23 protein-coding genes are annotated in these 25,339 nt (G+C 70.2%); 10 read left to right on the top strand and 13 right to left on the bottom strand.

Going from position 1 to position 25,339, the window contains the following annotated elements:
* Positions 1 to 194: 194 nt before the first annotated feature.
* The 8 genes from ON34_RS07075 to ON34_RS07040 all read right to left on the bottom strand — a co-directional run bounded on the left by ON34_RS07075 (position 195) and on the right by ON34_RS07040 (position 8,534).
* Positions 195 to 683, bottom strand: a complete 489-nt coding sequence (locus tag ON34_RS07075) for a GNAT family N-acetyltransferase (protein ID WP_051022225.1) — start codon at positions 681 to 683, stop codon at positions 195 to 197.
* Positions 684 to 792: 109 nt separating this feature from the next.
* Positions 793 to 1,635 (bottom strand): DegV family protein, encoded by an 843-nt coding sequence (locus ON34_RS07070; protein WP_040775856.1) that lies wholly within the window; start codon positions 1,633 to 1,635, stop codon positions 793 to 795.
* Positions 1,636 to 1,638: 3 nt separating this feature from the next.
* Positions 1,639 to 2,448 (bottom strand): diglucosylglycerate octanoyltransferase, encoded by an 810-nt coding sequence (octT, locus tag ON34_RS07065; RefSeq protein WP_157172199.1) that lies wholly within the window; start codon positions 2,446 to 2,448, stop codon positions 1,639 to 1,641.
* A 397-nt stretch (positions 2,449 to 2,845) separates the two neighbouring features.
* On the bottom strand, positions 2,846 to 3,508 hold the full coding sequence (locus tag ON34_RS07060) for a histidine phosphatase family protein (protein ID WP_040775854.1): 663 nt from the start codon (positions 3,506 to 3,508) through the stop codon (positions 2,846 to 2,848).
* Entirely contained in the window at positions 3,502 to 3,915 is a 414-nt protein-coding gene (gene rsfS / locus ON34_RS07055) for a ribosome silencing factor (RefSeq protein WP_040775852.1), read from the bottom strand. The genes ON34_RS07060 and rsfS overlap by 7 nt, the downstream gene beginning before the upstream one ends.
* Before the next feature lie 97 nt (positions 3,916 to 4,012).
* Entirely contained in the window at positions 4,013 to 4,654 is a 642-nt protein-coding gene (nadD, locus tag ON34_RS07050) for a nicotinate-nucleotide adenylyltransferase (protein ID WP_051022224.1), read from the bottom strand.
* Between the two features lie 86 nt (positions 4,655 to 4,740).
* Positions 4,741 to 6,693, bottom strand: coding sequence for a tetratricopeptide repeat protein (locus ON34_RS07045; RefSeq protein ID WP_040775850.1), 1,953 nt, complete (start codon positions 6,691 to 6,693; stop codon positions 4,741 to 4,743).
* Between the two features lie 2 nt (positions 6,694 to 6,695).
* Positions 6,696 to 8,534, bottom strand: coding sequence for an HSP90 family protein (locus tag ON34_RS07040; RefSeq protein ID WP_040775848.1), 1,839 nt, complete (start codon positions 8,532 to 8,534; stop codon positions 6,696 to 6,698).
* 375 nt (positions 8,535 to 8,909) lie between these two features.
* On the opposite strand from ON34_RS07040, the gene ON34_RS07035 reads away from it, so the two are divergent.
* A complete protein-coding gene (locus ON34_RS07035; protein ID WP_157172197.1) occupies positions 8,910 to 9,131 on the top strand; it encodes a hypothetical protein in 222 nt (73 codons plus the stop codon).
* Positions 9,132 to 9,288: 157 nt separating this feature from the next.
* Here ON34_RS07035 and ON34_RS07030 read toward each other — a convergent pair whose 3' ends face one another.
* The 3 genes from ON34_RS07030 to ON34_RS07020 all read right to left on the bottom strand — a co-directional run bounded on the left by ON34_RS07030 (position 9,289) and on the right by ON34_RS07020 (position 12,937).
* Positions 9,289 to 10,713 (bottom strand): vWA domain-containing protein, encoded by a 1,425-nt coding sequence (locus tag ON34_RS07030; RefSeq protein ID WP_040775844.1) that lies wholly within the window; start codon positions 10,711 to 10,713, stop codon positions 9,289 to 9,291.
* Between the two features lie 3 nt (positions 10,714 to 10,716).
* Positions 10,717 to 11,595, bottom strand: a complete 879-nt coding sequence (locus ON34_RS07025; RefSeq protein ID WP_040775928.1) for an AAA family ATPase — start codon at positions 11,593 to 11,595, stop codon at positions 10,717 to 10,719.
* A gap of 76 nt (positions 11,596 to 11,671) precedes the next feature.
* Positions 11,672 to 12,937 carry a glutamate-5-semialdehyde dehydrogenase gene (locus tag ON34_RS07020; RefSeq protein WP_040775842.1) on the bottom strand — a complete coding sequence of 422 codons (1,266 nt, stop codon included), beginning with the start codon at positions 12,935 to 12,937 and terminating at the stop codon, positions 11,672 to 11,674.
* Positions 12,938 to 13,220: 283 nt separating this feature from the next.
* Between ON34_RS07020 and ON34_RS07015 the strand changes: the two genes are divergently transcribed.
* The 6 genes from ON34_RS07015 to ON34_RS06990 all read left to right on the top strand — a co-directional run bounded on the left by ON34_RS07015 (position 13,221) and on the right by ON34_RS06990 (position 21,278).
* Entirely contained in the window at positions 13,221 to 14,099 is an 879-nt protein-coding gene (locus ON34_RS07015) for a ribokinase (protein ID WP_040775840.1), read from the top strand.
* Between the two features lie 206 nt (positions 14,100 to 14,305).
* On the top strand, positions 14,306 to 15,673 hold the full coding sequence (locus ON34_RS07010) for a type I glutamate--ammonia ligase (protein WP_040775838.1): 1,368 nt from the start codon (positions 14,306 to 14,308) through the stop codon (positions 15,671 to 15,673).
* Between the two features lies 1 nt (position 15,674).
* The gene (locus ON34_RS07005) at positions 15,675 to 16,754 is read left to right on the top strand and encodes an amidohydrolase family protein (protein ID WP_040775836.1); all 1,080 of its coding nucleotides are present in this window, start codon (positions 15,675 to 15,677) and stop codon (positions 16,752 to 16,754) included.
* Between the two features lie 92 nt (positions 16,755 to 16,846).
* Positions 16,847 to 18,070, top strand: coding sequence for an RtcB family protein (locus tag ON34_RS07000; RefSeq protein WP_040775834.1), 1,224 nt, complete (start codon positions 16,847 to 16,849; stop codon positions 18,068 to 18,070).
* Between the two features lie 43 nt (positions 18,071 to 18,113).
* Positions 18,114 to 19,082 carry an alpha/beta fold hydrolase gene (locus ON34_RS06995; protein WP_051022222.1) on the top strand — a complete coding sequence of 323 codons (969 nt, stop codon included), beginning with the start codon at positions 18,114 to 18,116 and terminating at the stop codon, positions 19,080 to 19,082.
* A gap of 72 nt (positions 19,083 to 19,154) precedes the next feature.
* On the top strand, positions 19,155 to 21,278 hold the full coding sequence (locus ON34_RS06990) for a RecQ family ATP-dependent DNA helicase (protein WP_040775924.1): 2,124 nt from the start codon (positions 19,155 to 19,157) through the stop codon (positions 21,276 to 21,278).
* A gap of 31 nt (positions 21,279 to 21,309) precedes the next feature.
* Here the strand turns inward: ON34_RS06990 and ON34_RS06985 are convergent, their stop codons facing one another.
* Positions 21,310 to 21,618, bottom strand: a complete 309-nt coding sequence (locus ON34_RS06985) for a hypothetical protein (RefSeq protein ID WP_040775832.1) — start codon at positions 21,616 to 21,618, stop codon at positions 21,310 to 21,312.
* A gap of 37 nt (positions 21,619 to 21,655) precedes the next feature.
* Positions 21,656 to 21,895 (bottom strand): hypothetical protein, encoded by a 240-nt coding sequence (locus ON34_RS06980; RefSeq protein ID WP_040775922.1) that lies wholly within the window; start codon positions 21,893 to 21,895, stop codon positions 21,656 to 21,658.
* A gap of 133 nt (positions 21,896 to 22,028) precedes the next feature.
* Here ON34_RS06980 and ligD point away from each other — a divergent pair, with 133 nt between their 5' ends.
* The 3 genes from ligD (at position 22,029) to ON34_RS06965 (ending at position 25,338) form a co-directional block, all read left to right on the top strand.
* Entirely contained in the window at positions 22,029 to 23,003 is a 975-nt protein-coding gene (gene ligD / locus ON34_RS06975) for a non-homologous end-joining DNA ligase (protein WP_040775830.1), read from the top strand.
* Positions 23,004 to 23,123: 120 nt separating this feature from the next.
* Positions 23,124 to 24,074, top strand: a complete 951-nt coding sequence (locus ON34_RS06970; protein WP_040775828.1) for a D-isomer specific 2-hydroxyacid dehydrogenase family protein — start codon at positions 23,124 to 23,126, stop codon at positions 24,072 to 24,074.
* 280 nt (positions 24,075 to 24,354) lie between these two features.
* Positions 24,355 to 25,338: an alpha/beta hydrolase gene (locus ON34_RS06965; RefSeq protein ID WP_040775826.1), complete on the top strand. Its 984-nt coding sequence runs from the start codon at positions 24,355 to 24,357 to the stop codon at positions 25,336 to 25,338.
* The last annotated feature ends 1 nt before the right edge of the window (position 25,339 follow it).

Genomic DNA, 25,339 nt, shown 5'->3' with positions numbered 1-25,339 from the left:
GTGCCGCCGTGTGCCGAGAGAACCCGGCCGACCAGCGCATTCAGGGAATCTGTTGATAACCGCCGCGTTGTGCACAACTCGGCGATGGTCCCTCGTCCTGGTCAGCTTGCCGCGTCGTCGCCGAACTCCATCGAAGGACGCGATGTGAGCTCCTTCCCGACGCTATGCGCCGGTCAGGCGGCGAAATCCGCTCTTCAGCGCAGATCCTTGGCGAAGCAGTTCGACAGCGGCAGAACCTCGTACGGGGAGAAGATCGGGATGCGGTGGTAGCCGCTGCGTTCGTAGAAGCGGACGGCTTCGGGTTGCAGGTGGCCGGTCTGCAGGATCAGTCGGGGGCTTCCGGCGGCGCGGGCGGCGTCCTCGGCGGCGGCGAGCAGCAGCGCCGCGGCTCCCGAACCGCGGTGCGCGGGACGGACGAACATCCGCTTGAGCTCGAGTTCCCGCGCGTTCCAGCGGACCGCGGCGTGGCCGACCGGCTGGTCCGAGTACGCGACGAACGTGCGGTGCACGGTGGCGGGATCGACGGCATTCGGGCTGGTGCGCAGGGTCTTCGCCAAGTAGGCGTAGCGTGGTCCGACTTCCGCGGCCATCTCCGCGCGTAAGGTCACCGCGTCCGGATGTTCCCAGTCGACCGACGACACGGTCAGTGGTGGACGGACCTGCGGCTTCGCGGAACTCGTCATTCCGCCGACGCTAACCGTGCGTGCGGCGACGCGCTCGCATTCCGATCATCGAGATTGTTTGCGCGCGTGCAGGCTTCGTAGGAGCCACGATCGCGCGGCGCCCCGCAGATCAGGCGCAACCACCTGGGACGACGAGCACGCCGATAGCGCCGAGCCCGAGATGCACCGCCAGCGCGGGACCGAATTCGGCGACGATGAGTTCGCGGATACCCGGAATGCGCTCGCGCAGTTGCCCCGCGATGGTGTGCGCGGCGTCCTCGGCGCCCAGGTGCTGCACGCCCACCGCGGCGCCGTCGTCACCGGCCGCGTCGACGGCCGCGGCCACCAGTTTCGTGTACGCCTTGGAGCGGGTGCGGACCTTCTCGCGCAGTTCGAGCCGCCCCTCGACGATGTGCAGCAGCGGCTTGGTGACCAGCTCGGTCGCGAAGAACGCCGCCGCCGACGACAGCCTGCCGCCGCGGCGCAGCTGCTCGGTGCGATTGACCAGGATGAACGTCCGGGCACGCACGGAGGCGGCGACCGCCGCGTCGTAGACGACGTCCAGCGGCGCCCCGGCCCGCGCCCGCCGGGCGGCGGCCAGCGCGGGCAGTCCGGTAGCGAGCCCGGCACCCAGCGAGTCGACCAAGCGGACGCGATCGGCGGCATCCATGTCGCGAACGGCCTGCCGACCCGCCTCCCACGTCCCGGACAACTGCCGCGAAAGGTGCACCGCCACAACGCCGTCGCCGCCGCTGCGCTCCAACGCCCGCTCGTACACCGTGCACAGCTCGCCGGGTGAGGCGGCCGAGGTGGTGACGGTGTCGGCGGCGTAATCGATGACGACCGGGTCGACACCCTCCCTGATCGCCCGGTCCCCGATCAGCACGTGCAGGGGGGCGACGGCGATATCCAGCTCGTGGAGGTGTTCGGCAGGGAGGCTGGCGGACGAATCGGTGACGACCACGACGGCCACGGACTACCGAACCTCCTGCAGGGTCTTGACCATCGCGTTCGCCACCGCCGTGTGGCCCGCCCAGCCCCAATGGATGCCGTCCGGGTTCGCCTCGCCGGAGAAGATGTTGTCGCGCACGGCGTCGGCCAAGTCGACCAGCGGCACCGAGGTCCGCTCCGACCAGGCTTGCAGCGCCGCGACAGCGCGCGGCCGACCGGAGTGCACGCGTCCGTAGGCGTCGCAGTTGTGCACCGAGGGCAGCACCGCGACGACCGGCAGCTCGGGACGCAACTGCGCCAGCGCGGTGCGGGACTGTTCCAGGTAGTCGACGCTCACCTTCGGTGGAAGCGCTACCGGGCGGCCGAGTTTCGACAGTTTCGGCTGCAACCAGTTGTAGGTGGCGCGGATGGCGCGGCGCAGGGCGGGCGGGCGCACGTACCGGATCAGCTCGCGCAGCGCGGTCGGCAGCGGCGACGGCAAGGTGTCCATGCCGCCGACGGCGAACACCACCGCACCGGCGCGCGGTACCGCGGCCCACACCCGGGGATCGCCGATCAGCGCCCAGTAGGCGTCGCGGCAGGTCCAGCCGATCCGCGCGACCAGCTCGACATCCCAATCCAATTCGGCGGCGACCAGGTTCGGCCAGATCCGCGGATGGTCGGCGGGCAGGCCACCCTTCGGCCCGAAATAGGCCAGCGAGTCGGCGAGCACCAGGAGCACCGGCCGCGCGGTCGCATTCGACTTGTCGGACTCGTCGGCCGCCGGTTCCGCGGTGGGAGGGGCAGAGTCGGCAGCTACGCCGGGTGCGGATCCCTCCGAGGTCTGGGCGGCCATGGAATCGGCGGATTCGGAGTCGTGCTCGGCCGTTCCGACCGACGCGGAGCCGTTGTCCTCGGCCACATCGGCGGGCCCGTCGCCGTCGCCGACCGCGGACTCGACATCGCCGGATCGCGCGACGACGGGCTCGTCACCGGCACGGGCACCCGGCTGCACCCCGGTGGCGACTTCCGCGGATACCGCCGCCACCGATCGATCGTCGTCCGCGTCCCCTCCGTCGGATTCCTCGGCGGAGCCGCCGGATTCCGCCGTGCCCGAGGACGATGCCTCGACTTGCGCTTCGGGTTCACGCGCTGCCGGTGGCGGGCCGCCGAACAACGCGTCCGGCAGCTGCCGCTCGGGCTTCGCCGACACCTTACGGAACAGTTCGTCCGGGACCGATCTGATCGGATCTTCAGAGGACATCTGGTGCTACCTTCGCCGCTGCGTTCCACACATCCAGGCGCCAGCCGGGCTGTTCGATGCTCGGGCCGTGACTGCTCAGCTGCACCCAACTGGTGTTGGCCAATCCGCCGAGGATCGGCCAGTTCTGCGGCGGGAGGTCGAGCAGCGCGGCCGTGAGGGCGGCGATCAGCCCGCCGTGCGCCACCAGGATGATAGTCCGGCCGGGCCAGTCCTGCCGCTCGGCGAGCAACTCCTGGACAACCGGCAGCGACCGCGCGCCGACCTGGAGCTTGCTCTCCCCGTTCGGGGGTGTGTAGCTCGCGTCCAGCCGCCACGCGATGCGCGCGCCCGGGTAATCCGCGTCCACCTCGAGGTGGGTGAGTCCCTCCCAGTCGCCGAGATTGGTCTCCCGCAGCCTGGTGTCCGGCACGACGGCGAGGCCGGTGTGGTCGGCCAGCGCGGTCGCGGTGTCGAACGCACGGCGCAGATCCGACGAGTGGATCGCGATGGCATTGCGCGAAACCAGTTCGCGGGCGGCTTCTTTGGCCTGTCTGCGACCGAGTTCGGTGAGATCGGTGTCGATCTGGCCCTGCATCCGGTCGGCGGCGTTCCATTCGGTTTGCCCGTGGCGCAACAGAATCAGAGTGCGCACGCCGGCATGTCTGCTCACGATCGGGCCTCGTCCTCCGCCGCCGCGTCCCGAGCCTGGGGCCCGGACCCGGTGACGCCTTCGACCGGCACGACCGGACAGTCCTTCCAGAGGCGTTCCAGCGCATAGAAATTGCGCTCGTCATTGTGCTGGATGTGCACTACGACGTCGACGTAGTCCAGCAGCGCCCAGCGACCTTCGCGGGTGCCCTCGCGCCGAACCGGCTTGTGCCCGGCGGCGCGCAGCTTCTCTTCCACGTTGTCGACGATGGCGTTCACCTGACGCTCGTTGGGCGCGGACGCGATCACGAAGCAGTCCGTGATCACCAGCTGCTCGGACACGTCCAGCACCACCACGTCGGACGCCAGCTTCTCGTCGGCGGCCCGTGCGGCGACCTGGGCGATCTCGACCGATTCCACCGAGGCACTCATGCCCGCACCCCGCTGGCGCTCGATTCCGGCACGACCGCGTTCACGGCTGTCTCGATGGTCCGCGCACTCGTGCCCGCACCTTTGCGCTCGCTCACGCTCAGCTACCTTCCGCTGCTCCGGGCACATACAGGTGCCGCTTCGATATGTACTGCACCACCCCGTCGGGGACGAGGTACCACACCGGCCGGTTCTCGGCGGCGCGGCGACGGCATTCGCTCGACGAGATCGCCAACGCGGGGATTTCGATCATGGTCACCGCATCGGCCGGAAGATCTCGCAGATGGTCCTCGAGATGATCGGTGTTCAGCTCGTACCCCGGACGGCTCACCCCGACGAACTTCGCCAGTTCGAACAGTTCCGCCCAATCCTGCCATGTCAGGATGCTGGCCAGCGCGTCCGCACCGGTGATGAAGTACAGCTGGGCGTCGGGATACTGCGCTTGCATCTCGCGCAGTGTGTCGACGGTGTAGGTGACCTTGCCGCGGTCGATGTCCGCGCGGCTGACCGAAAACCGCGGGTTGGACGCGGTGGCGATCACGGTCATCAGGTAGCGGTCCTCGGCCGGACTGACCCGCTTGTGTGACTTCTGCCACGGCTGTCCGGTCGGGACGAAGATCACTTCGTCCAGCTCGAAGCGATGGGCGACCTCGCTGGCGGCGACCAGATGCCCGTGGTGGATGGGGTCGAACGTGCCGCCCATCACCCCGAGCTTGCGGCCGCGCCGACCTGTCTCGTGCATGACTGCCGAGCTTAACGGGTCGCCTCGGGCCGGTCAGCAGGGCGGACGCCAACTGGGGACGCCCGCCCGCACACCGAACGGCAGCGCTAGGCGCTGGACTCGCGGACGCCGCCCAACTCCAGCATGCGAGCCAGGTGGGCACGAGTGCGCGCGAGTTCGTCGGCCGCCTGCGCCGACTGCCCGGCCAGCGGCGCCAGCTCGGCGATCAAGGCCCGCATGGAGTGCAGCCAGGGTCCGGCACCCGCGCCGCCGGACACCTGGAGCCAGGCCGCCGAGCGCAGGCAGCGCGCCCGCGCCGCCACCTCGCCCAGCCGTGCCCACACTTCGGCCGCGCGGTGGTAGGCCGCCACGGCCTCCTCGTCCTGCCCGCAGTGCTCCAACGCGGTGGCCGCCGACCACGCGAGTTCCGCGTGCAGCGTGGACCGCTCCGGATCGTGCTCGACGAGGCGGGCCCCGTCGAGGAAGTGATGCACGGCCTCGCGGTGCCGGTTCAACGCGGTCAGGGACAGGCCGAACTGCTTGCGCACCAGGGCCAGTTCGGCTGGCGGATAGGGTATCTCGGCGCCGGTGAGCGCCTGGTCGAACAGGGCGACCGCCTCGCCGTGGCGTTCGGCGCGGTGGAATGCGCGCGCGGCGACCAGGGTGTGGTGCAACACGTCCGGTTCAGAGAGCCCTTCCCAGCGAGCGGCGGCACGCACGGCGGCGTCGGCGAGGTCCAGCGCGCGGCCTGGTTGGCTGGCGATGGCGATGACCAGCTGCGCACCCAGCCGGGCGGCCTCCTCTGGCGGCAACACCGGCGTGCCGAGTGCCAGGGCCTCGCGCAGGTGGGCTTCCGCCTGCTCGGGCGCGTCGCCGAGCCGGGCGGCGCCGAGTTCGGCGAGCCGCCGCACCTCGGCGGTCGGATCACCGGAGAGTTCCGCGGGAGCCGCGGACAGGGCGCTCGCGCGGGGCAACCGGCTGCGCAGGCCGAGCGGCAGCCCGTCCAGCAGGGGCCGGGCCGCGAGCCGTGCGGCGGTGCGCAGGCTGACCACGCTGTTGCCGTTGCGGACGTCGTAGCGGGTGCACAGCGCACCGATCTCGACTTCGAGATCCGCGCGGATCGATTCCACGGTCCCGGACGCGAGCGGAAGATCGCCGAGCCGCAGCGCGACCAGCCTGCGCAGCAGCACGCACACGCCGGTCGCGAACGCCAGCCGGGCGGCGGCGTCGGCACCCGGATCGGTGAGCCAGCTCGCGTGTTCGGCGAGGATCTCCAGCCCGCGCGCCTCGTTTCCGGTCAGGGCGCAGAACTCGGCGTGCAGCGCCACCGAGGCTCGCAGGTCCTCGGTGTGCCGGACCAAGGGGTACCCGGTCAGATGCGCGCTGCGCGCGGCGGCGACGCGACCGGTGCGCACCAGCGGAAGCAAGGCCGCGGCCAGCACCCGGTGCGGTTCTTCGGCACAGGTCCGGTCGCCGTCGAGCACGGGTTGCCAGTGCGCGAGGCCCGCGTCGTCGTCGCCGAATGACACGCTGGCGGTGCCCCATTCGTTGCGCTCACAGGCGTCGCAGTCGGACATGCCGTCGCGTGGGGCGGCCATCGCCGCCTCCAGAAACTCGGTGGCCGACGCGCTGTCACCGGTCTTGCGCGCGAGTTCGGCGCGCAACGCCAGCACCGGGCGCAGGCTGTATCCACGCTGACGAAAACGGTTGTCGAGCTCGTCGAACCAACGGTGAACCGTGGGCAAGGGTATCGATGGGTTGTCGATCATCCCCCAGGTCATCCACTTCAGATGCCAGTGCACCGAATGGGTCATCGGTCCCAGCTCGACGGGGTGATCGTCGTAGACGCGCAGCAGCCTGCCATAGGCGACCGGCACCAGATCCCGTTCCCCGGCCAAGGTGTAGGACTTGGCCAGTTCCAGCAGCACACGGCCTTCGAGCGCGCGGTCCGGTCCGGCTTTCGCGGCGGCGGCCAGCGTTTCGAGTCGCTCGTTGCGGATGCGGCCGTGCGGGAGGGCGCAGACCTGCGCCAACTCCGTCGTGATCGTGGCGGTGTCCATGGTCACTCGGTCCCTTCGCCGCGATGCGTTGCCCAGCCCAGGAATTCGCCGAAAGCGCGGTTGAGCAGTGCCGTGTCCGCCGCGCTGAGCGGGCGATGGGTCATCAGCAGGGCTTGGCCGTACAGCGATTCCACCGCCGTCTTCAGCAATCCCGGGTCGCCGATGCGGGTCAGTCTGCGCACGATCGGGCTGTGGTAGTTCAGGACGAGCTGGGCACGCGGCACCGCGGCCGCCAGAGCGCCGAGGATCTCGGACCACAATTCGTCCGCGCCTTCGGCGGTCTGCGCCCTGGCTCGTTCCGTGCGGGCGGCGCGTCCGTCCAGATAGAGCGCGGGCACCGAGACCGGATGGAAGGCCCGGACGATCACGTCGCAGGTCAGCGGGTCCAGCACGGTGCGCGCCAGTGTGAGCACCGGCGCGAGAACCAATTCCTCGGCCGGGTCGACCATATCCAGGGCCGCCGTGATCGCCTCGGCGTCGAGTTCGACCACCTCGACGCCGCGCACCAGCCGCGGCAACAGCGCGACCAGGTCGCGGTCGTAGGCGTAGCCGCCGTTGACGACTCCGATCCCCTGCGCGGCGGCGGTCGAGGCCACCTGGCGGAATTCCTCGACCGTCGAGGTCACCCGCACCGTGCGATGGTCGCGGGCGAACTCGGTCAGCGGCACGCGTCCGTCGGTGGTCTCGAAAGTCAAGTGCGGCAGCATGATCCGCAACAGATCGAGGGAATGCCTGGCCATCGCCTTCACCCCGAGCGCGTGCACCGACAGGAACGCGGCCAGCCGCCGCGGCTGCTCGACGGCGATCTCGGTGAGCCAGTCCCGGATCTGGTCGCCGAGTACTTCCCGGACGACGGCCAGCCGCTCGTCCTCGTAGAGCGCCTCCCGCGACGCGGTGGGCCGCAGCGTATCGGTGTCGATCACACAGCGCACGAAGAACGCCCAGTCCGGCAGCACGCCGCGCACCGCGTCACCCAGCAGCATCCCTTTCAGGTACACCCGGTGGGCACTGCCCTCGGTGGGGTTCCCCGGCTGGGAGAGCACGTAGGCCACACCGCTCACCCCGGCCGGACCGGCATCGAGTTCGATCGCGTCGAGCGGCGGGAAACCCAGCGTCCGGTGACCGTACTCGAGCAATGCGGCTTTGCGGTCCTCCGCGGTGGCATATGCACGCCGCCATACCGGAAGGCCGTCGGTGACCGACTCGACGACACCGTCGGATTCCACTGTCACCTCGTAGGGCAGCAGCGACCCGAATTCGCGCGCCAGATCGATCACCCGCCGCGGCTGGAACCACGCTCGCGCCCCGCCGCGCGGGCTGAGCCACACCGTGGTGCCCGGCTCCGGATAGTCATCGGGATCGAGCGCACGCACCGCGTACGTGCCGTCGGCGGCGGCCAGCCACTCGACCGGTGGGGCCGTGGTGTCGGTGGCGGATCGGGTGACCACGCGGATGGTGTCGGCGACCGTGAAGCAGGCCAGCAGCCCGATTCCGAACTGCCCGAGGAACTCTCGGCGCGCGCCTTCGATGTCGTCACGCTTGGACGAGCGACCGATAGTGGCCAGGAACCGGTGCACGTCGGCCTCGGTCAGGCCGACGCCGGGATCGCTGATCCGCAGGCCCGACTCGTCCACTACGAGCCGGATCACCGTGCGGGCCACGGGTTCCAGACTGATGCGTGCGGTCACCGCGTCGACGGCGTTCTGCAACAGCTCGCGCAGATAGACCCGTGGACCGGAGTAGAGGTGATGGGAGAGCAGGTCAACGATCCCGCGCAGATCGACCTGGAACGAATGACTGTTGTGTACCGCCGCCGGATCTCGCGGCGTTGTGTTCACCATGGGCGCCGATCTTGTCGGCGTGCGCCAAAAGTTCGCTTAACGAACGCTTTTGGGTGATCTGCTCTCCGCCGGGGCCGCGCGATCACCTCGACCGACAGGGCGACCCGGCTCGCAGTTCCGTCGGCCGAGACCATACCCGCCGATATCGTTCCTCATGGAAGCGTTGAACATTCAAACCACACCGCACTGAGGCGGATAGGCGAATCGCCGGTGTTGCCGACGCGAGCGGCCACAGCCGACGCCCGTTGTTAGGGTCTGCAACTGCAGACGGCAAGGCGTCTGCCCGGGGCGACCGATGTCCACCGGACACAGCTCGATCACCCCGGACGAATGACCAATCCAAGCTGTGCACACTTCGATTCGAAGGAGGACATCGTGCGATTCGTCAAAGCAGGTGCCATCGCCGTGGCACTGGCCTGTTCGACCATCGCGGGCGCGGGCGCCGCGCAGGCCGACCAGACCATCGTCGTCACCGCGCAACTGCTGACCTGCGCGCTCGAAGCGGATGTGGACCTGGGGGCGAATGTCGGCCTCGGCCTCATCACCGTCTCCGACGAGGTGTACGCCGACCTCCACGCCGCAGGCTGCGTGCACTGAGTCCGTAGGGTCCGGTCCGGCCTGTCGCAACCCGGCGACGGGCCGGACGGCCTTCCGGCTGCCGTTGGCCCAGGCCGTGGGGCTCTCGGCCTTCCTGCCAGGCACCCGGCTTCGCCAGGCAATATGCCAGGAGCGAGGCGTCGTCCATGCTCGTCTCCTACACCGGCAGCAGCCGGGACACGACCGCGGTGAGCTGCTTGGCCGAGCGGCATTCGTGCATCTCGATCACCTCGCGGTACTTGTCCGCGGCGGAATCACCGGTGCCCCACTGGTCGCGTCGTTCCGGATTGAGCCAGTGCGCGTGCTTGGCGACCGCGACCAGCGACCGCAGCGTGGCCAGCTCCGGGTCGCGGTAGTTCGTGCGGGCGTCGCCGAGGATGAGCAGCGAACTGCGACTGGTGACGGCGTCCGGGTAGTCCCTCGCGAACCCGGTCAGCGCCTGGCCGTAGTCGGAGTGCCCGTCGAAGCCCGCCACGTTCGCCTCGCTGAAGATCCTGGTCATCGCCTGGTCCAGTTGGGTGCGCGGGTCGAAGAACCGGGTGACCTCGTCTACTTGGTCGACGAACGCGAAGATCCGCACCCGGGAGAACTGTTCGCGCAACGCGCTCACCAGCAGCAGCGTGAAGTTGCTGAAACCTGCCACCGAGCCGGAGACATCACACAGCAGCACCAGTTCCGGACGGCCGGGACGCGGCTTGCGGTTCACCAGATCGATCGGCACGCCGCCGGTCGACATGGATCTGCGCAAGGTCCGGCGCAGATCGATCTCGCCGCGGCGGGCGTGCCTGCGCCGGGCGGCCAGACGGGAGGCCAGGATGCGGGCCAGACGCTGGGTGCCGCGCTTGAGTTCGGCGAGTTCGGCCTCCGAGGCGCGCAGGAAATCGACCTCCTCGGCTTGGCGGGCGACGCCGTATCCGGCCACCCGCTCCCGGCCGATCCGTTCGGCGACGCGGCGCCTGGTCTCCGCCTCGACGGTCGCGCGGAATCCGGCGATGCGCTGGCGGGCCGCGCGGCGGGCGATCTCCATGTCGAACTCGCTGGTGTCGGGTCCCGCGGCCAGTCCCGCGAGAATCTTGGCCAGCAAGGTCTGCGGCTGCACCTCTTTCAGCGCCTTGTACGCCGAGAACGACGACTGGCTCGCGGCCTGATACTGACCCAGCTGCTCGACCAACTGCGCGGCCAGTGCCTCCAGCCGCGCGGTCGCGTCCTGGGTGAGCAGGTCGGCGAGCAGCTCGCGCAACGCCGGGATGTCCACGTCACCGGAGGGCGTGCGGGGAATCTCGACCTCGTCCGCCGCCCCGACGCGTTCCCCCAACGCGGCGGGGAACCACAGGTCGAACAGTCCGTCGAAGGTCGCTCGGTGCGTAGTGCGCCGCAGCAGCGCGCAGGCCAAGCCCTCGCGCAGGACCTCGCGGTCCATCAAGTCGAGCACGGTCACCACGCGGCCCGCGTCCACGGTCTCGGACGGGCCGACCGGGATACCGCGCGCCCGCAGCGCCTCAACGAAGCCGACCAGGTGGCCGGGCAGCCCGTGCGGCGCGCTCAGCGACGCGACATCCGCAGGGACCGATCCCGCCGCCATGGCTCAGGCCAGCTTCAGTTCGGCCAGCGCGCGCTGGTGATCGCTCTGGTGCTTCAGCACGACACCGAGAGTGGCGCGGACGGTCGTGTCGTCCAGATCGCGCAGGCCGAGCGCCAGCAGCGTGCGGCCCCAGTCGATCGACTCGGCGACCGAGGGCAGCTTCTTCAACTGCATGCCGCGCAGCACGTGCACGATCCGCACCAACTGCGCGGCGACCGCGGCCGACAGCTCGGGCACCCGGCTGGCCAGGATGCGCCGCTCCAGTTCCTCGTCCGGGAAGTCCAGGTGCAGGTAGAGGCAGCGGCGCTTGAGGGCTTCGGACAGGTCGCGGGTGGCGTTCGAGGTGAGCACGACGAACGGCTTGCGGCTGGCGGTGATGGTGCCCAGCTCCGGCACCGTCACCGCGAAGTCGCTGAGCACCTCGAGCAGGAGGCCCTCGATTTCGACGTCGGCCTTGTCGGTCTCATCGATCAGCAGCACCGTCGGTTCGGTGCGCCGGATCGCGGTGAGCAGCGGCCGCGACAGCAGGAACTCCTCGGTGAAGACGTCGGCCTTCGTCTCCTGCCAGTCGTTCTCGCTGGAGGCCTGAATCCGCAGGATCTGCTTGGCGTGGTTCCATTCGTACAGCGCGCGAGCCTCGTCGACGCCCTCGTAGCACTGCAACCGGACCAGCTCGGCGCCCGAGGTCTGCGCGACCGCGCGCGCCAACTCGGTCTTGCCGACGCCCGCCGGTCCCTCGATCAGCAGCGGCTTGCCCAGCCGATCGGCGAGGAACACCGACGTGGCGGTGGCCTTGTCCGCCAGGTACCCCGTGCTGGCCAACCGCTCGATCACATCGTCCACCGATGCGAAGACCGGTTCCTGACCCGTAGTGTCCGACACCGACGCGTACCTTTCTTCCGTACCCACCCTCACGGTACGGCAGTACCGATGTGCCGTCGTCCGCGACCAGTGCGAGTCAGACGGGACGGATCTGGCCGTCGCCCCAGACAATCCACTTCGTCGAGGTCAGTTCCGGCAGCGCCATCGGGCCGCGGGCGTGCAGCTTCTGGGTCGAGATGCCGATCTCGGCGCCGAAGCCGAACTGCTCGCCGTCGGTGAACGCGGTGGAAGCGTTCACCATGACGGCGGCGGCGTCGACGCGGCTGGTGAACTCGCGCGCGGCCGACAGGTCGCCGGTGACGATGGCCTCGGTGTGGCCGGTGCCCCAGGTGTTGATGTGCTCCACCGCCGCGTCCAGGTCGTCGACGACCTTGAGCGCGATGTCCAGGGTGAGGTATTCCTCGCCCCAGTCGGCATCGGTCGCCGGAACCTGGCCGGGCAGGTCGCCGTGGATGGTGACGTTGTGCCGCTCGAGCGCCTCGGTGAGCTTCGGCAGCGCGGTGTCGGCGATCGCCGCGTCGATCAGAACGGTCTCGGCCGCGTTGCACACGCTGGGACGGCGGGTCTTGGCGTTGATCAGGATCTGCTCGGCCATGTCCAGATCGGCGGCGGCGTGCACGTACACGTGGCAATTGCCGGTACCGGTCTCGATGGTGGGCACCTGCGCGTCGCGGACGACCGCGTTGATCAGCCCGGCGCCGCCGCGCGGAATGACGACGTCGACCAAGCCGCGGGCCTGGATCAGATGGGTGACGCTGGAGCGGTCCTCGCTCGGCAGCAGTTGCACCGCGTCGGCCGGGATATCCTGCGCGACAAGCGATTCGCGCAGCACGGTGACGAGCGCGGCGTTGGAGCGGGCGGCCGAGGACGACCCGCGCAGCAGGGCGGCGTTGCCGGACTTGAGCGCGAGCCCGAACGCGTCGACCGTGACGTTCGGCCTGGCCTCGTACACCATGCCGACCACACCGAGCGGCACGCGCACCTGCTTGATCTCCAGGCCGTTCGGCAGCGTGGAGCCGCGGACGACAACGCCGACCGGATCGGGCAGCCCGGCCACCTGACGCAGTCCGGAGGCGATGCCATCGATCCGCGGCTTGGTCAGCCGCAACCGGTCGAGCAGCGACTCCTCGGTGCCCGCGGCCTGTGCGGCGGCGATGTCCTCGGCGTTGGCGGCGAGCGCCCGGTCGGCGGCGGCCAGCAGCGCGTCGGCGGCGGCGTGCAGCGCCTCGTTCTTCCGCGCGGTCGTCAGCCGCGCCAGCGTCCGCGACGCGACTCTGGCCTTGCGCGCGGCCTCGTGCACCACCTCGCGGACATCCGGCTGGGTCGTCGTTCCTACCGTCATGGGTACAGCCTACGCACCGGCGGCACTGCCGATTCCACCTGCTCGGCCACACCAGCATCCGGTCGCGAGAACGTTCGCCGTCGGACAGGCCACAGTCGACGTGACCAAGGATTTCCCGGCTCCGCGGTGCGGTCGTCGGCAGCTGGGCCGAGGCCGGTGATCACGGTGCGTCGCGTGACCCGGTGCTCCCGCGGCACCTCGTTACGCGGAGTGGGGCGAGAACGCTGCCGTCGGGCACGCGGCTACGTGCACGGCGCGGGTTCGGCGACTACCGTCCGGCCATATGACGCCCGAACAGGACGCTCCGGCGATCGTGGTGCTCGGCAGCATCAACATGGACCTGGTGACCACGACCGCGCGGCGACCCGCTCCCGGGGAGACGGTGCTCGGCACGAGCTTCGCCATGGTGCCGGGCGGGAAAGGCGCCAATCAGGCCATCGCGGCGCGGCGAGCCGGTGCGGCGGTGCGATTCCTCGGGGCGGTCGGCGAAGACGTGTTCGCCACCGAACTGGGCGCGACGCTCACGGATTCCGCGGTGGCCGTCGACGGGCTGCGCACTGTGGCCGGACCGAGCGGCATCGCCACGATCGTCGTCGACAGCGACGGAGAGAACAGCATCATCGTCGTCGGCGGCGCCAACGCGCGGATGACCGAGCTCACCGAGGACGACCTGACGGCCATCGCGGCCGCCGATATCCTGTTGTGCCAGTTGGAGATTCCGATCGACACGGTGGCCGCCGCCGCGCGCCACGCCCGCGCGCACGCCACGACCGTCCTGCTGAATCCCTCGCCGGTCCGCCGCCTGCCCGCCGAGCTGTGGGCAGATGTGGATGTCGCGGTGGTCAATTCGGGTGAAGCCGAGCAGCTGCACGACTACCTCGAGCAGGTTCCGCACGTTGTGGTGACCCGTGGGGCGGCAGGCGCGGACTACCGCGGCCCGGGCGATACGCGGGTGTCGTGCCCCAGCCCGCGAGTGGAGGTCGTCGACACCACAGGGGCGGGCGACGCGTTCACCGGCGCGCTGGCCGCCGCCTGGCACCGCGGCCCGGAATGGGCGCTGACCTGGGCCTGCGCGGCCGGTGCGCTGGCGACGACCACACTGGGCGCGAGCAGCTCGCTCCCCACCCGGGAAGAGATCACCGCCGCGCTGGTCGCCGAGTAAGGACGCGCGTGTCCTTACTCCCCCTGCGCCCGAGCAAGTGAGCTCGCCGGGCCTAACCTCATTACCGCGCGCCTCGGCTCCCAGCGCACCTGCGCCGAAAGCGTGGTGAACAAGCCGCCACGCCGAATCGCATCCCCGCCGACGGCGACACCGCGCTGATCACCGCGCCTCGGTTCCCGGTGGGCCCGAACCGATATCGTGTACGCATGGCCACGCCGGATCGCATTCCCGCCGACGGCGACACCGCGCTGATCGACCAGCTGGACGCGTCCATGATCGCGCTGAGCTTCGTCGACAACGCGGGCATCACGCGGGTGAAAGCGGTGCCGAAACAGCGGCTCGACCTCGCGTCCTGGTACGGGGTCGGTGTGTCCCCGTGCTTCGAGACCTTCGCCTTCGACGACCTGATGACGGTCGGGCGCTATCTCGGCGGTCCCGACGGGGATCTGCGGCTGGTCCCGGATCTGTCCAAGCTGACCGAACTGGCCTGCCAGCCCGGCTGGGCTTGGGCGCCCGCCGACAAGTACACCCAGGACGGCGCCCGCTTCGTCGCCTGCCAGCGTCACTTCGCGGCCCGCCAGGCGGAGACGGCGCGCGCGGCGGGACTGGGGTTGTCCATGGCCTTCGAGACCGAATGGTCCGTGGGCCGGGCCGACGACACGGAGGGCTTCACACCCGCCGTGCACGGCCCCGCCTACGGCATCGTGCGGCTCGGGCAGGTCGCCGACTACGCCGCCGAGCTGGTCGCGGCACTGGACCGGCAGGGTGTCGCGGTGGCCCAGTTCCACCCCGAATACGCGCTCGGCCAATTGGAATTGTCGGTGGAGCCGTCCGAGCCGGTCACCGCGGCGGACGAGGCCGTCCTGGTCCGGCACACGATCCGTCAGGTGAGCGCGCGGCACGGGTGGCGGGCGCTGCTTGCCCCGTCCATCGAGCCGGGCGGCGCCGGTTCCGGAGCGCACCTGCATCTGTCCGTGCACGACGACGAGGGCCCCTTGTTCGCGGGCGGTGACGGTCCGCACGGTATGCGGCGCACCGGCGAGGCGTTCTTGGCGGGGGTGCTGCGTGAATTGCCCGCGCTGGTCGCGGTCGGCGCGGGCAATCCGGCGAGCTTCCTGCGTCTGGAGCCCTCGCGCTGGGCCGGGGTGTGGCAGTGCTGGGGTCGCGAGACCAGAGAGGCGGCCCTGCGCTTCATCACCGGGGTGCGCGGCACCGAAGGGTGGGCGGCCAACGCCGAGATCAAGTGCTTCGACGCGACCGGCAATCCGTACCTGATCGTCGGCTCGGTGATCGCGGCCGGGCTCGCCGGTATCGCCGAAGAGTTGCGCTTGCCCGCCGAAATCAGCGGCGACCCGGTCACTTTCGATGCCGAGGCCCGCAAGATCTCGGACGTCCGCCGACTGCCGACCACCCCGGCCGAAGCCGCCGACCACCTCGCCGCGTCCCGGGTGCTCGCCACCGCGATGGGCGCCGAGCTGCACGACGCGCTGCTCACCGTGCGCCGCGCGGAAGCCGAACGATACGCCGACGCGAGCGCCGAAGAACTCATCGCCCTGACGCGCTGGCGGTTCTGACGTGCTCACCGACGACGTGCCGCTGACCGACCACCACTGTCACGGCGTCGACCGCGGCACGCTGGATCGTCCCGGTTTCGAGCGCTTGCTCGGCGAAGGGGCGCGGGGCAGTTTCGATTCCGCGATCGGGCTGGCGGTGCGCCGCTGGTGCGCGCCCGCGCTCGACCTGCCCGCGCACGTCGGCCCGGACGTCTATCTGCGCCATCGCGCCCAGCTCGGGGCAGGCGAAGCCGCCGCGCGGCTGCTGCGCGCGTCGGGCGTGACCCGATGGTTCCTGGACACCGGCATCGGCGGTGGCGCAGCGGATTTCGCCGCGCTGGTGGACGCAGACGTGCACGAGGTCGTACGCCTGGAAGAGGTCGCCGAACAGGTCATCGCGCAGGTCGGGGCGGTGTCGGGCGTCTACGACCGGATCGAAGCCGAGCTGCGCGCTCGCGCCGCCACCGCCGTCGGTTTCAAGACGATCGTCGCCTACCGCTGCGGCTTGGATTTTCCGGCGCAGGATCACCCGCCGACCAGTTTCGCTCCCGAACACCGGCTCACCGATCCGCATGTGCTCGGCTGGCTGGTCGGGCTCGGCGCGCGAATCGGGGCCGAGCTCGGCCTCCCCCTGCAATTCCACACCGGGTTCGGCGACCCCGACCTCCACCTGCGGCACAGCGATCCGCTGCTGCTCACCGACTTCCTGCGCCGCACCGCGGGCAAAGGGCTCTCGGTGATGTTGCTGCACTGCTGGCCGTTCCATCGCAACGCCGCCTACCTCGCTCACCTCTTCGACCACGTCCACGTGGATCTCGGCCTCACCATCCCGTATGTGGGGCACCGCGCCGCGGCGCTGCTCGCGGAGACACTCGAGCTCGCCCCGTTCCGTGCGCTGTGTTACTCCTCGGACGGCTACGGGCTGCCGGAACTGCACTACCTGGGCGCACTGCTCTGGCGGCGCGGACTCGGCACGCTGATGGACGAGTGGCTCGCCGCCGACGCGATCACCACCGCCGACGCGGAAGCCCTGGTCACGGCGATCGCGCACGGAAATGCCGAGCGCGTCTACCGCGCGGGGCTCGGTCGGGTCACCGGCTAAAAATCGGACCGTCCGGTCGGTCGATATTCGGGTGCATCCGGGGCTCTCGGTCCCTACCGTTGATAGTGAGAAGCAACGAGAGGATCGAGACCATGTTTCCCGTCGAGCTGCGCGGCACCAAGGCGCAGACGCTGATGTGGGCCCACGAGCACGAGGTCGAGCAGGCCGCGCTCCGGCAGCTGCGCAATATCGCCGCGCTGAAATGGGTCCACGGCGTCCGCGTCATGCCGGACGTGCACCTCGGCAAGGGGGCCACGGTCGGCTCGGTGATCGCGATGAAGGACGCGGTGTCGCCCGCCGCGGTCGGGGTGGACATCGGCTGCGGCATGGAGAGCGTGCGCACCGACCTCACCGCGGCCGATCTGCCCGACAACCTGCACTCGCTGCGCTCGCGGATCGAGGCGGCGGTGCCGGTGGGGTTCCAGGCCCACCACGACCCGGTCGACGTCACCAGGCTCGGCACCCAGGTCGCCTGGCTCGGCGTGAGCACCCCGACGCTGCGCGCGGGTTGGGACCGCTTCTGGGGTTCCTTCGGCGCTCTCGACGATCACGTGCAGGCCCGCGAGTCCAAGGCGCACAAGCAGATGGGCACGCTCGGCGGCGGCAACCACTTCATCGAGGTCTGCCTGGACCAGGACGACCGGGTGTGGATCCTGCTGCACTCCGGCAGCCGGAACATCGGCAAGGAACTCGCCGAGCGGCACATGACGATCGCGCGAACCCTGCCGCACAACGCCGACCTGCCCGACCGCGACCTGGCGGTCTTCGTCTCCGGCACGCCGGAGATGGAGGCGTACCGGCGCGACCTCACCTGGGCGCAGGAGTACGCCGCACGCAACCGCGCGGTCATGCTCGCCCTGGTGTGCCGCGCGGTCAGCGCCGAATTCGCCGGTCGCGGAGTGCGTTTCGAGCAGCCGATCAGCTGCCACCACAACTATGTGGCGGAGGAGATCATCGACGGTGTGCCGATGCTGGTTACCCGCAAGGGCGCCGTGCGTGCGGGCGAGGGCGATCTCGCGCTGATCCCCGGCTCGATGGGCACCCGGTCGTATGTGGTGCGCGGTAAGGGGAATCCGGCGTCGTTCCAGTCGGCCTCGCACGGCGCGGGACGGCGGATGAGCCGCAATGCGGCCAAGAAGCAGTTCACCGTCGCCGACCTCATCGCCCAGACCGAGGGCGTCGAGTCGCGCAAGGACGCGGGCGTGGTGGACGAGATCCCCGCCGCGTACAAAGACATCGACGAGGTCATCGCGGCGCAGCGCGACCTGGTCGACGTCGTCGCGACGCTGCACCAGGTGCTGTGCGTGAAGGGGTGACGGCCGCGTAGCTTCGGTGCCGATCTTCTCGTTACGATCGGATATGCCCTGGCGGCCCTCGTTCTTCGCACCCGCTCCGGAATCGGACCCGGCGGCCGGTCCGCCGGACATCGCCGGTGTACGGCGCTCGTTCGTCACCGCGCGCGGCATCCGTTTCCACGTCACCGAGGCGGGTGCCCCGGACGGACGCCCCGTGCTCGCGCTGCACGGCTGGCCACAGCATCACTACGCGTACCGTCACCTGCTCGCCGACCCACCGGACGGACTGCGGATCATCGCGCCGGACCTGCCCGGGTACGGCTGGTCCGGCCCCGCGCCACACCGGTGGGCCAAGGAGGAGGTCGCCTCCGATCTGCTCGCCCTGCTGGACGCGCTCGGCCTCGACCGCGTCCTGCTGGTCGGGCACGACTGGGGCGGCTACATCGCCCACCTGCTCGTGCTGCGTGCACCGGAACGATTCGACGCGCTGCTGGCGCTGAACATCGCCCACCCCTGGCAGACACTGCGCGGTTTCCTCCCGCACGCGTGGAGGTTCCTGGTCTATCAGCCGCCGATCGCGGCGTTCGGCACGTACCTGCATCGACGCACCCGCTTCCTGGAAAAGCTGATCTTCGCCGGTGCGGTACGCAATCGCGACGAGTTCGGACCCGAGGTGATCCGCGCATACGCCGACCGCTTCCGCGACTCCGTCTGCGCTCACGCCGCGACCGACACCTACCGGACTTTCCTCCTGCGGGAAGCCCCACGGTCCGCCGTACGGCGCGAACAACGCCGGGCAACCGTGCCGATCCGCGCGCTGTTCGGCGTCGCCGACGCCGCGATCCATCCCTCGCTCGCCGCCGAAGAGACCGCGCGAGCCGACGACTACCATCTCGAACTGGTCCGCGACTGCGGCCACTTCATCGCGGAGGAGCGACCGGACCTGGTCCGGGCCCGACTGGTCGAACTGGCGGCGGCGACCACGCGGTCCACCCGAGCCCGGAACGGACCCACCACGGGTCACAACGAGTAGTCACGCCAGAACGGCAGGGGCGACGGCCGGGCGCGACATCACGTGTCGGTGCCCTCGGGCACGATGGTCCGCATGACCACGGCGACCGATGTCTCCTCGATCGACCTCACCGCCCCCGGCCTGCGCGAGCATGCCGAGCAGCTGCTGCGCGAGCTGGCCGGGCCGGGTGCGCGGCTGCGGGAGGATCAGTGGACCGCCATCGAGGCGCTGGTGGTGCGGCGGCGCAGGGCGCTGGTGGTGCAGCGCACCGGCTGGGGCAAATCGGCGGTGTACTTCATCGCCGCGAAATTGCTGCGCGGCGGCGGGCGCGGGCCGACGGTGATCGTGTCGCCGCTGCTGGCGCTGATGCGCAACCAGGTGGCCGCCGCGCAGCGCGCCGGGGTGGTCGCCGCCACCATCAATTCGGGCAATGTGACCGAATGGGACGAGATCCACGCGCAAGTCGCCGCTGGCGCGGTCGATGTGCTGCTGGTCAGCCCGGAGCGGCTGAACAACCCGGATTTCCGAGATCAGGTGCTGCCGGAGCTCGCGGCGGACGCGGGACTGGTGGTCATCGATGAGGCGCACTGCGTCTCGGACTGGGGCCATGACTTCCGGCCGGACTATCGCCGCATCCGGACCCTGATCGCCGATCTGGGCACCGACGTGCCGGTGCTCGCGACCACCGCGACCGCCAACGACCGGGTGGTCACCGATGTCGCCACCCAGATCGGCACCGACACCCTGGTGCTGCGCGGCACGTTGGACCGCGAGTCGCTGCATCTGTCGGTGGTCCGCTTCGACGACGCCGTGGAGCGCACCGCCTGGCTCAGCGGTCACCTGCACCGGCTGCCCGGCTCCGGCATCGTCTACACCCTCACCGTCGCCGCCGCGCAGGATCTGGCCGACGTATTGAACTCCCACGGCCACAACGTCGCCGCCTACACCGGCCAGACCGACCCCGCCGAACGCGAGGCCCTGGAGGCCGCGCTGCTGAACAACGAGGTGAAGGCGCTCATCGCCACCTCCGCACTGGGCATGGGTTTCGACAAACCCGACCTCGGATTCGTGGTGCACGTCGGGGCGCCGTCCTCGCCCATCGCCTACTACCAGCAGGTGGGTCGCGCCGGGCGCGGCACCGATCGCGCGGAGGTGGTCCTGCTACCGGGCCCCGAAGACGCGCGGATCTGGAGTTATTTCGCCTCCGTCGCCTTCCCGCGCGAGCACATCGTGCGGGCGGTGCTCGACGCGCTGCACTCCGAGCGGGCGCTGTCCACCGCGGCGCTGGAGCCGCTGGTGGAGCTGAACCGCTCCCGGTTGGAGATGGTGCTGAAGGTGCTCGACGTGGACGGCGCGGTGCGCCGGGTGCGCGGCGGCTGGATCGCCACCGGTCAGCCCTGGACTTATGACGCCGAACGCTACGAACGCTTGTCCGTCGCGCGCGAGGCGGAGCAGCAAGCCATGATCGACTACCAGTCCACCTCCGACTGCCGGATGGAATTCCTGCGCCGCCAACTCGACGACCCGGGACTACCCGCCGACCCCGGAGCTTCGCCCGGCTGCGGCCGCTGCGACAACTGCACCGGCGCCCGGCCCGATCGCACTGTCGCCGCCGATGCCGTCGCGGCGACCAGGGCTCGGCTCGACCGTCCCGGCATCGACCTCGCGCCGCGCAAACAGTGGCCCACCGGGATGGCGAAACTCGGAATCCCGTTGTCCGGCAAGATCTCCGATGGCGCCGAGACAGGTCGCGTGCTCGGCAGGCTGACCGACCTCGGCTGGGGGCAGCGCCTGCGAACGCTGCTCGACGGACCGGACGCCCCCGTCCCCGACACGGTCTTCGATGCCTGCATCGCCGTTCTGCGCGAATGGGATTGGGCGACCCGCCCCACGTCGGTACTCGCGCTGGAATCCGCACGCCATCCCGTGCTCACCGCCAGCCTCGCCGCCCGGCTCGCCGAGGTGGGCCGCCTGCGTGACCTCGGCACCCTGCGCACCCGCCCGGACCGGCCGCCGGTCTCCGCCGCGAACTCCGCCCATCGCGTCGCGGGACTGTTCGGGTCATGGGAAGTCCCCGACCTCACCGCCGTATCGGGCCCGATCCTGCTGGTGGACGCCCTCACCGACACCGGCTGGACGTTCACCGTCGCCGCCCACGCGCTGCGCGCGGCCGGAGCCGACGCGGTCCTGCCGTTCGCGCTGGCCACGCTGACGTAGCGGCCGAGGGCGAGTCGCGGTCCCGGTGCGATCAGAGGCTGAGGGTCGCCCGCAGTCGCGCGTCGAGGGATTCCGTCTCGGACGGTGTCAGCACGTCGAGGTATTCGCTGAGCCACGGGCGGTAAGCGCGGTGCAGTTCGAGGGTGTCGGCCCAGCCGTGCTCGGTCTTGGTCGCCAGCACGTGACCCGGGTCGGCGTCGCGCAACGGGACGACGTGCAGCCAGGGATAGCGCGAGGTGATCACCGCCGAATCGGACACCAGCACGACCGTCATGCGCCGCGGGAAGGGCGTGCCGTCACTGAGCGTCGGGGCATAACGCCAGATTTCCCCGCGTCTCATGCTCTGTCGCCTTCGGCGTGAGCGGGTCTGCGCGTTCTCATGCCGCGCCGCCGGCATCTTCTTCGGCGGCCTGGGTGAGCGTCACGTCGTCATATGCGGCGGCCAGCTCGGCCTCCTCGTCGATGATCAGGGCGGTCAGGCTGTCGTGTACGAGCGTGGTGCGCACCGCGGCATTGATCACCGAGGACAGGCTGCGGTTCTGGCGGTCGGCGGCCTCCCTGGCCCATTCCGCCACCTGAGGGTCCAGCGTGACGGTCACGCGCGTCGCCTTGCTCATACCGGTATGCATACCAGAACGGTGCAACGACCGTGCCCCGTTCGACGCACAGATGCATGCCGCTGCCTCGCATTCGTTCCGTTCGTGGGTTATGGACCCACTACCTGCGGCCGCGCCCGTTAGGGTCGACCACGTGGCCCGCAAATCCGCTGCGTCGGCGATCGAACTCGAGGTCGGCGACCACACGATTCGCATCTCCAACCCGGACCGGATCTACTTCCCGGAAACCGGCGCGACCAAGCTCGACTTGGTGCAGTACTACCTGAGCGTCGGGGACGGCATCGTCAACGCGCTGCGTGACCGGCCGTGCATGCTGCACCGATTTCCCAAGGGGCTGTCCGGTGCCAAGGTGCATCAGAAGCGGCTGCCCGCGGGCGCGCCGGACTGGATTCCGACTGTGCGGGTGTACTTCCCGCGCTACGGCAGGCATGCCGACGAACTCTGCGTCGAGAAGCTCGCGGATGTCGTCTGGGCGGTGCAGATGTCGACGGTCGAGTTCCATCCGTGGAACTCCAGGGCCGCCGACACCGAGCGTCCCGACGAGTGGCGCATCGACCTCGACCCGATGCCGGACTGCCCGTGGCCACGGGTGCAGCGCGTGGCGGGCATCGTGCAGGAACTGCTCGACGAGCTCGGCGCCGTCGGCTGGCCGAAGACCTCCGGCGGCAAGGGACTGCACGTGTACGTCCGGATCGCGCCGAATTGGGGATTCCAGGAGGTGCGCCGGGCGGCGCTCGCGTTCGCCCGCGAGGTGGAGCGTCGCGCCCCGGATGACGTGACCACCACGTGGTGGCGTCGCGACCGCGACCCGGCGATGCTGTTCGTCGACTACAACCAGAACGCGCGCGACCACACGATCGCCGCCGCCTACTCGGTGCGCGGCGTCCCCGCCGCCACGGTCTCCACGCCGGTGCGCTGGGACGAGATTCCCGACATCGATCCGCGCGACTTCACCATCGCCACCGTCCCCGCCCGCTTCGCCGAGCTCGGCGACCTGCACGCGGGCATCGACGACGCGGTGTTCCACCTGGATCGGCTGCTGGAGTGGGCGGACCGGGACAAGGTGGACGCGGAGCTGGACGAGCAGCCGGATCAGGACCAGAACTAGCGCCGCGTCGGCGGACACCGTACGCCGCCGTCCATGCGGCGGTGCTACGGTCGCAGCGGCGAGTCCGACCGCCGTTCGTCCCGCACGACCACGTCGTACCGCACTGAAGGAGGTCTATCCGTGAGTGGACCGGCAGTACCGATCGCCATCGGCCCGGCGGACCCTCCTCCCACGCTGGTGGAGAAGGCGGTGCTGGAGGCGGGCGCCGCGATCTCCGACCTCGACGAGGCGCGCGGACTGATCTGGGTGGGCGGACCCGGCGAGTTCCCGGACGAGTTGCCCGCGGGCCTGGAATGGGTGCAGCTGCCCGCCGCCGGTATCGAGGACTGGTTCACTGCGGGCATCTTCGCCAAGCATCCGCACATCCGATTCACATCCGCCGCAGGCGCTTTCGCGGCGAGCGTGGCCGAGCACGCGCTCATGCTGCTGCTGGCGGGCGTCCGCTATCTCCCCGAGCACCTGCGCGCGGCGGGCTGGCGTCAGCAGGACTTCTTTCCGCACGTCGCTACGCTGCGCGGCAAGACGGTGACCATCGTGGGCGCGGGCGGCATCGGCCGTGCGCTGATTCCGATGCTGATCCCGCTCGGCGCGCACGTCATCGCGGTGAACCGCAGCGGGTATCCGGTGACCGGTCCCGGTATTCCGGAGACCGTCGAGACGATTTCCGCCGACCATATCGGCCGGATCTGGCCGCGCACCGATCACGTGATCATCGCCGCGCCCGCCACGCCCGCCACCAGGCATCTCATCGGCGCGGACGAACTCGCCCGGCTCAAGCCGACGTCCTGGATCATCAACGTCGCGCGCGGCAGCCTGATCGACACCGACGCGCTGGTGGCCGCGCTGGCCTCTGGCGCGATCGGCGGCGCCGGGCTGGACGTCACCGACCCCGAACCGCTGCCGGATGGTCATCCGCTCTGGGTGCTGCCGAATGCCATTGTCACACCGCATGATTCGAATCCTCCGCAGCTGCGGTTGGCGGCATTCGCCGATCACGTGGGCGCCAATGTCCTGCGGTTCGTCACCGGACGGCAACTGCTGGCGCCGATCGATCGCGGACGCGGATACTGAGCGCGAAAAGCCTGGTCAGCCAGCGGGTCTCACGGGCAAACCAGGCGACGTCCGAACTTCCGATAAGCCGCCGGGCTCGGTGCTCAGCCGAGCAGAGTGCGGCTGAGAATTGCTCGCTCTTGTTCGCGTAGTGCTGGACGAACTTCCAGTCACGGCGGCCAGTGCCCATTGATCCGCTCGTAGCACTCCGGTCGTCGTGCGGGCACTGACAACGATCCATTAATCGCCTTCTCATAATGTGCCATTGACAACTGGCACATTCATGCCTGATTCTGAACGCATGACAAGGTCAACGAGGACCTCGGTCCCCGGCGTTCCCGCCGCGCCCTCCCCGCGCGCCACCGTGGCCGCGGCGGCGACCCGAATCGGTTTGCGGCCGCTGAACTGCGCGATTCCGATGAACACAGCGGGCGTCTGGTTCGCCCGCAAGCTGATCGCCACGCTGATGGCCCTCGGCGGTCCCGTTCCGCCGGGTACTTCCGTGACGCGGGTCCGGTCCGGAGCTGTGCGCGGCGAATGGGTCAGGGCGGCCGGTGTGCCGTTCGGCTCCCAGGCGATCTACTACATCCACGGCAGCGGCTACGTCATCTGCTCGGCCCGCACACACCGTGGTCTCGCAGCCCGGCTGTCGAAGCAGACCGGGCTTCCGGTCTTCCTCACCGACTACCGCCTCGCGCCAGAGCACCGGTTCCCCGCCGCGGCCGACGACGTCGAGGCAGGCTACCGCTGGCTACTCGACCGGGGCATCGCCGCGGAAGACCTGGTGATCGCCTGCGATTCCGCGGGCGGACACCTCGCGCTCGACCTGCTGGTGGAGAACGCGCGCCGCGGCAGGCCGCAGCCCGCCGCGGTCGCGATGTTCTCCCCATTACTCGACCTCACGCTCGGTATGGCTGCCGAGCAGGAGCGCGTCCGCACTGACCCGCTGATCTCCGCGGCCGCGGCGCGGCGGCTGCCCGCGTCCTATACCAGCGGTCTGCCCGCGGACGCACCGCGCCTGCGGCTGACCATTCCGCCCGGCATCGCCCTGCCACCGATCCTGGTGCAGGTCGGCGGCACCGAGATGCTCCGCGCCGACGCGCGCGCCCTGTGCGCCATGGTCCGTCGCGCGGGCGGCAGCTGCGACCTGGAGGTCTGGCCCGGGCAGCTGCACGTCTTCCAGGCCCTCCCGATGGTGGTGCCCGAGGCCGACCACGCCCTCGCCCGCGCCGCCGACTTCCTGCGCGCGGCGCTGATCGCGGCCTCCACGGAGAAGGTGAGTTGAG

The sequence above is a fragment of the Nocardia pneumoniae NBRC 100136 genome (assembly GCF_000308755.1).
Taxonomy (GTDB): Bacteria; Actinomycetota; Actinomycetes; order Mycobacteriales; family Mycobacteriaceae; genus Nocardia; species Nocardia pneumoniae.
The sequence above is the reverse complement of the archived record's forward strand: the minus strand, read 5'-3'. Positions and strand labels throughout refer to the sequence as shown.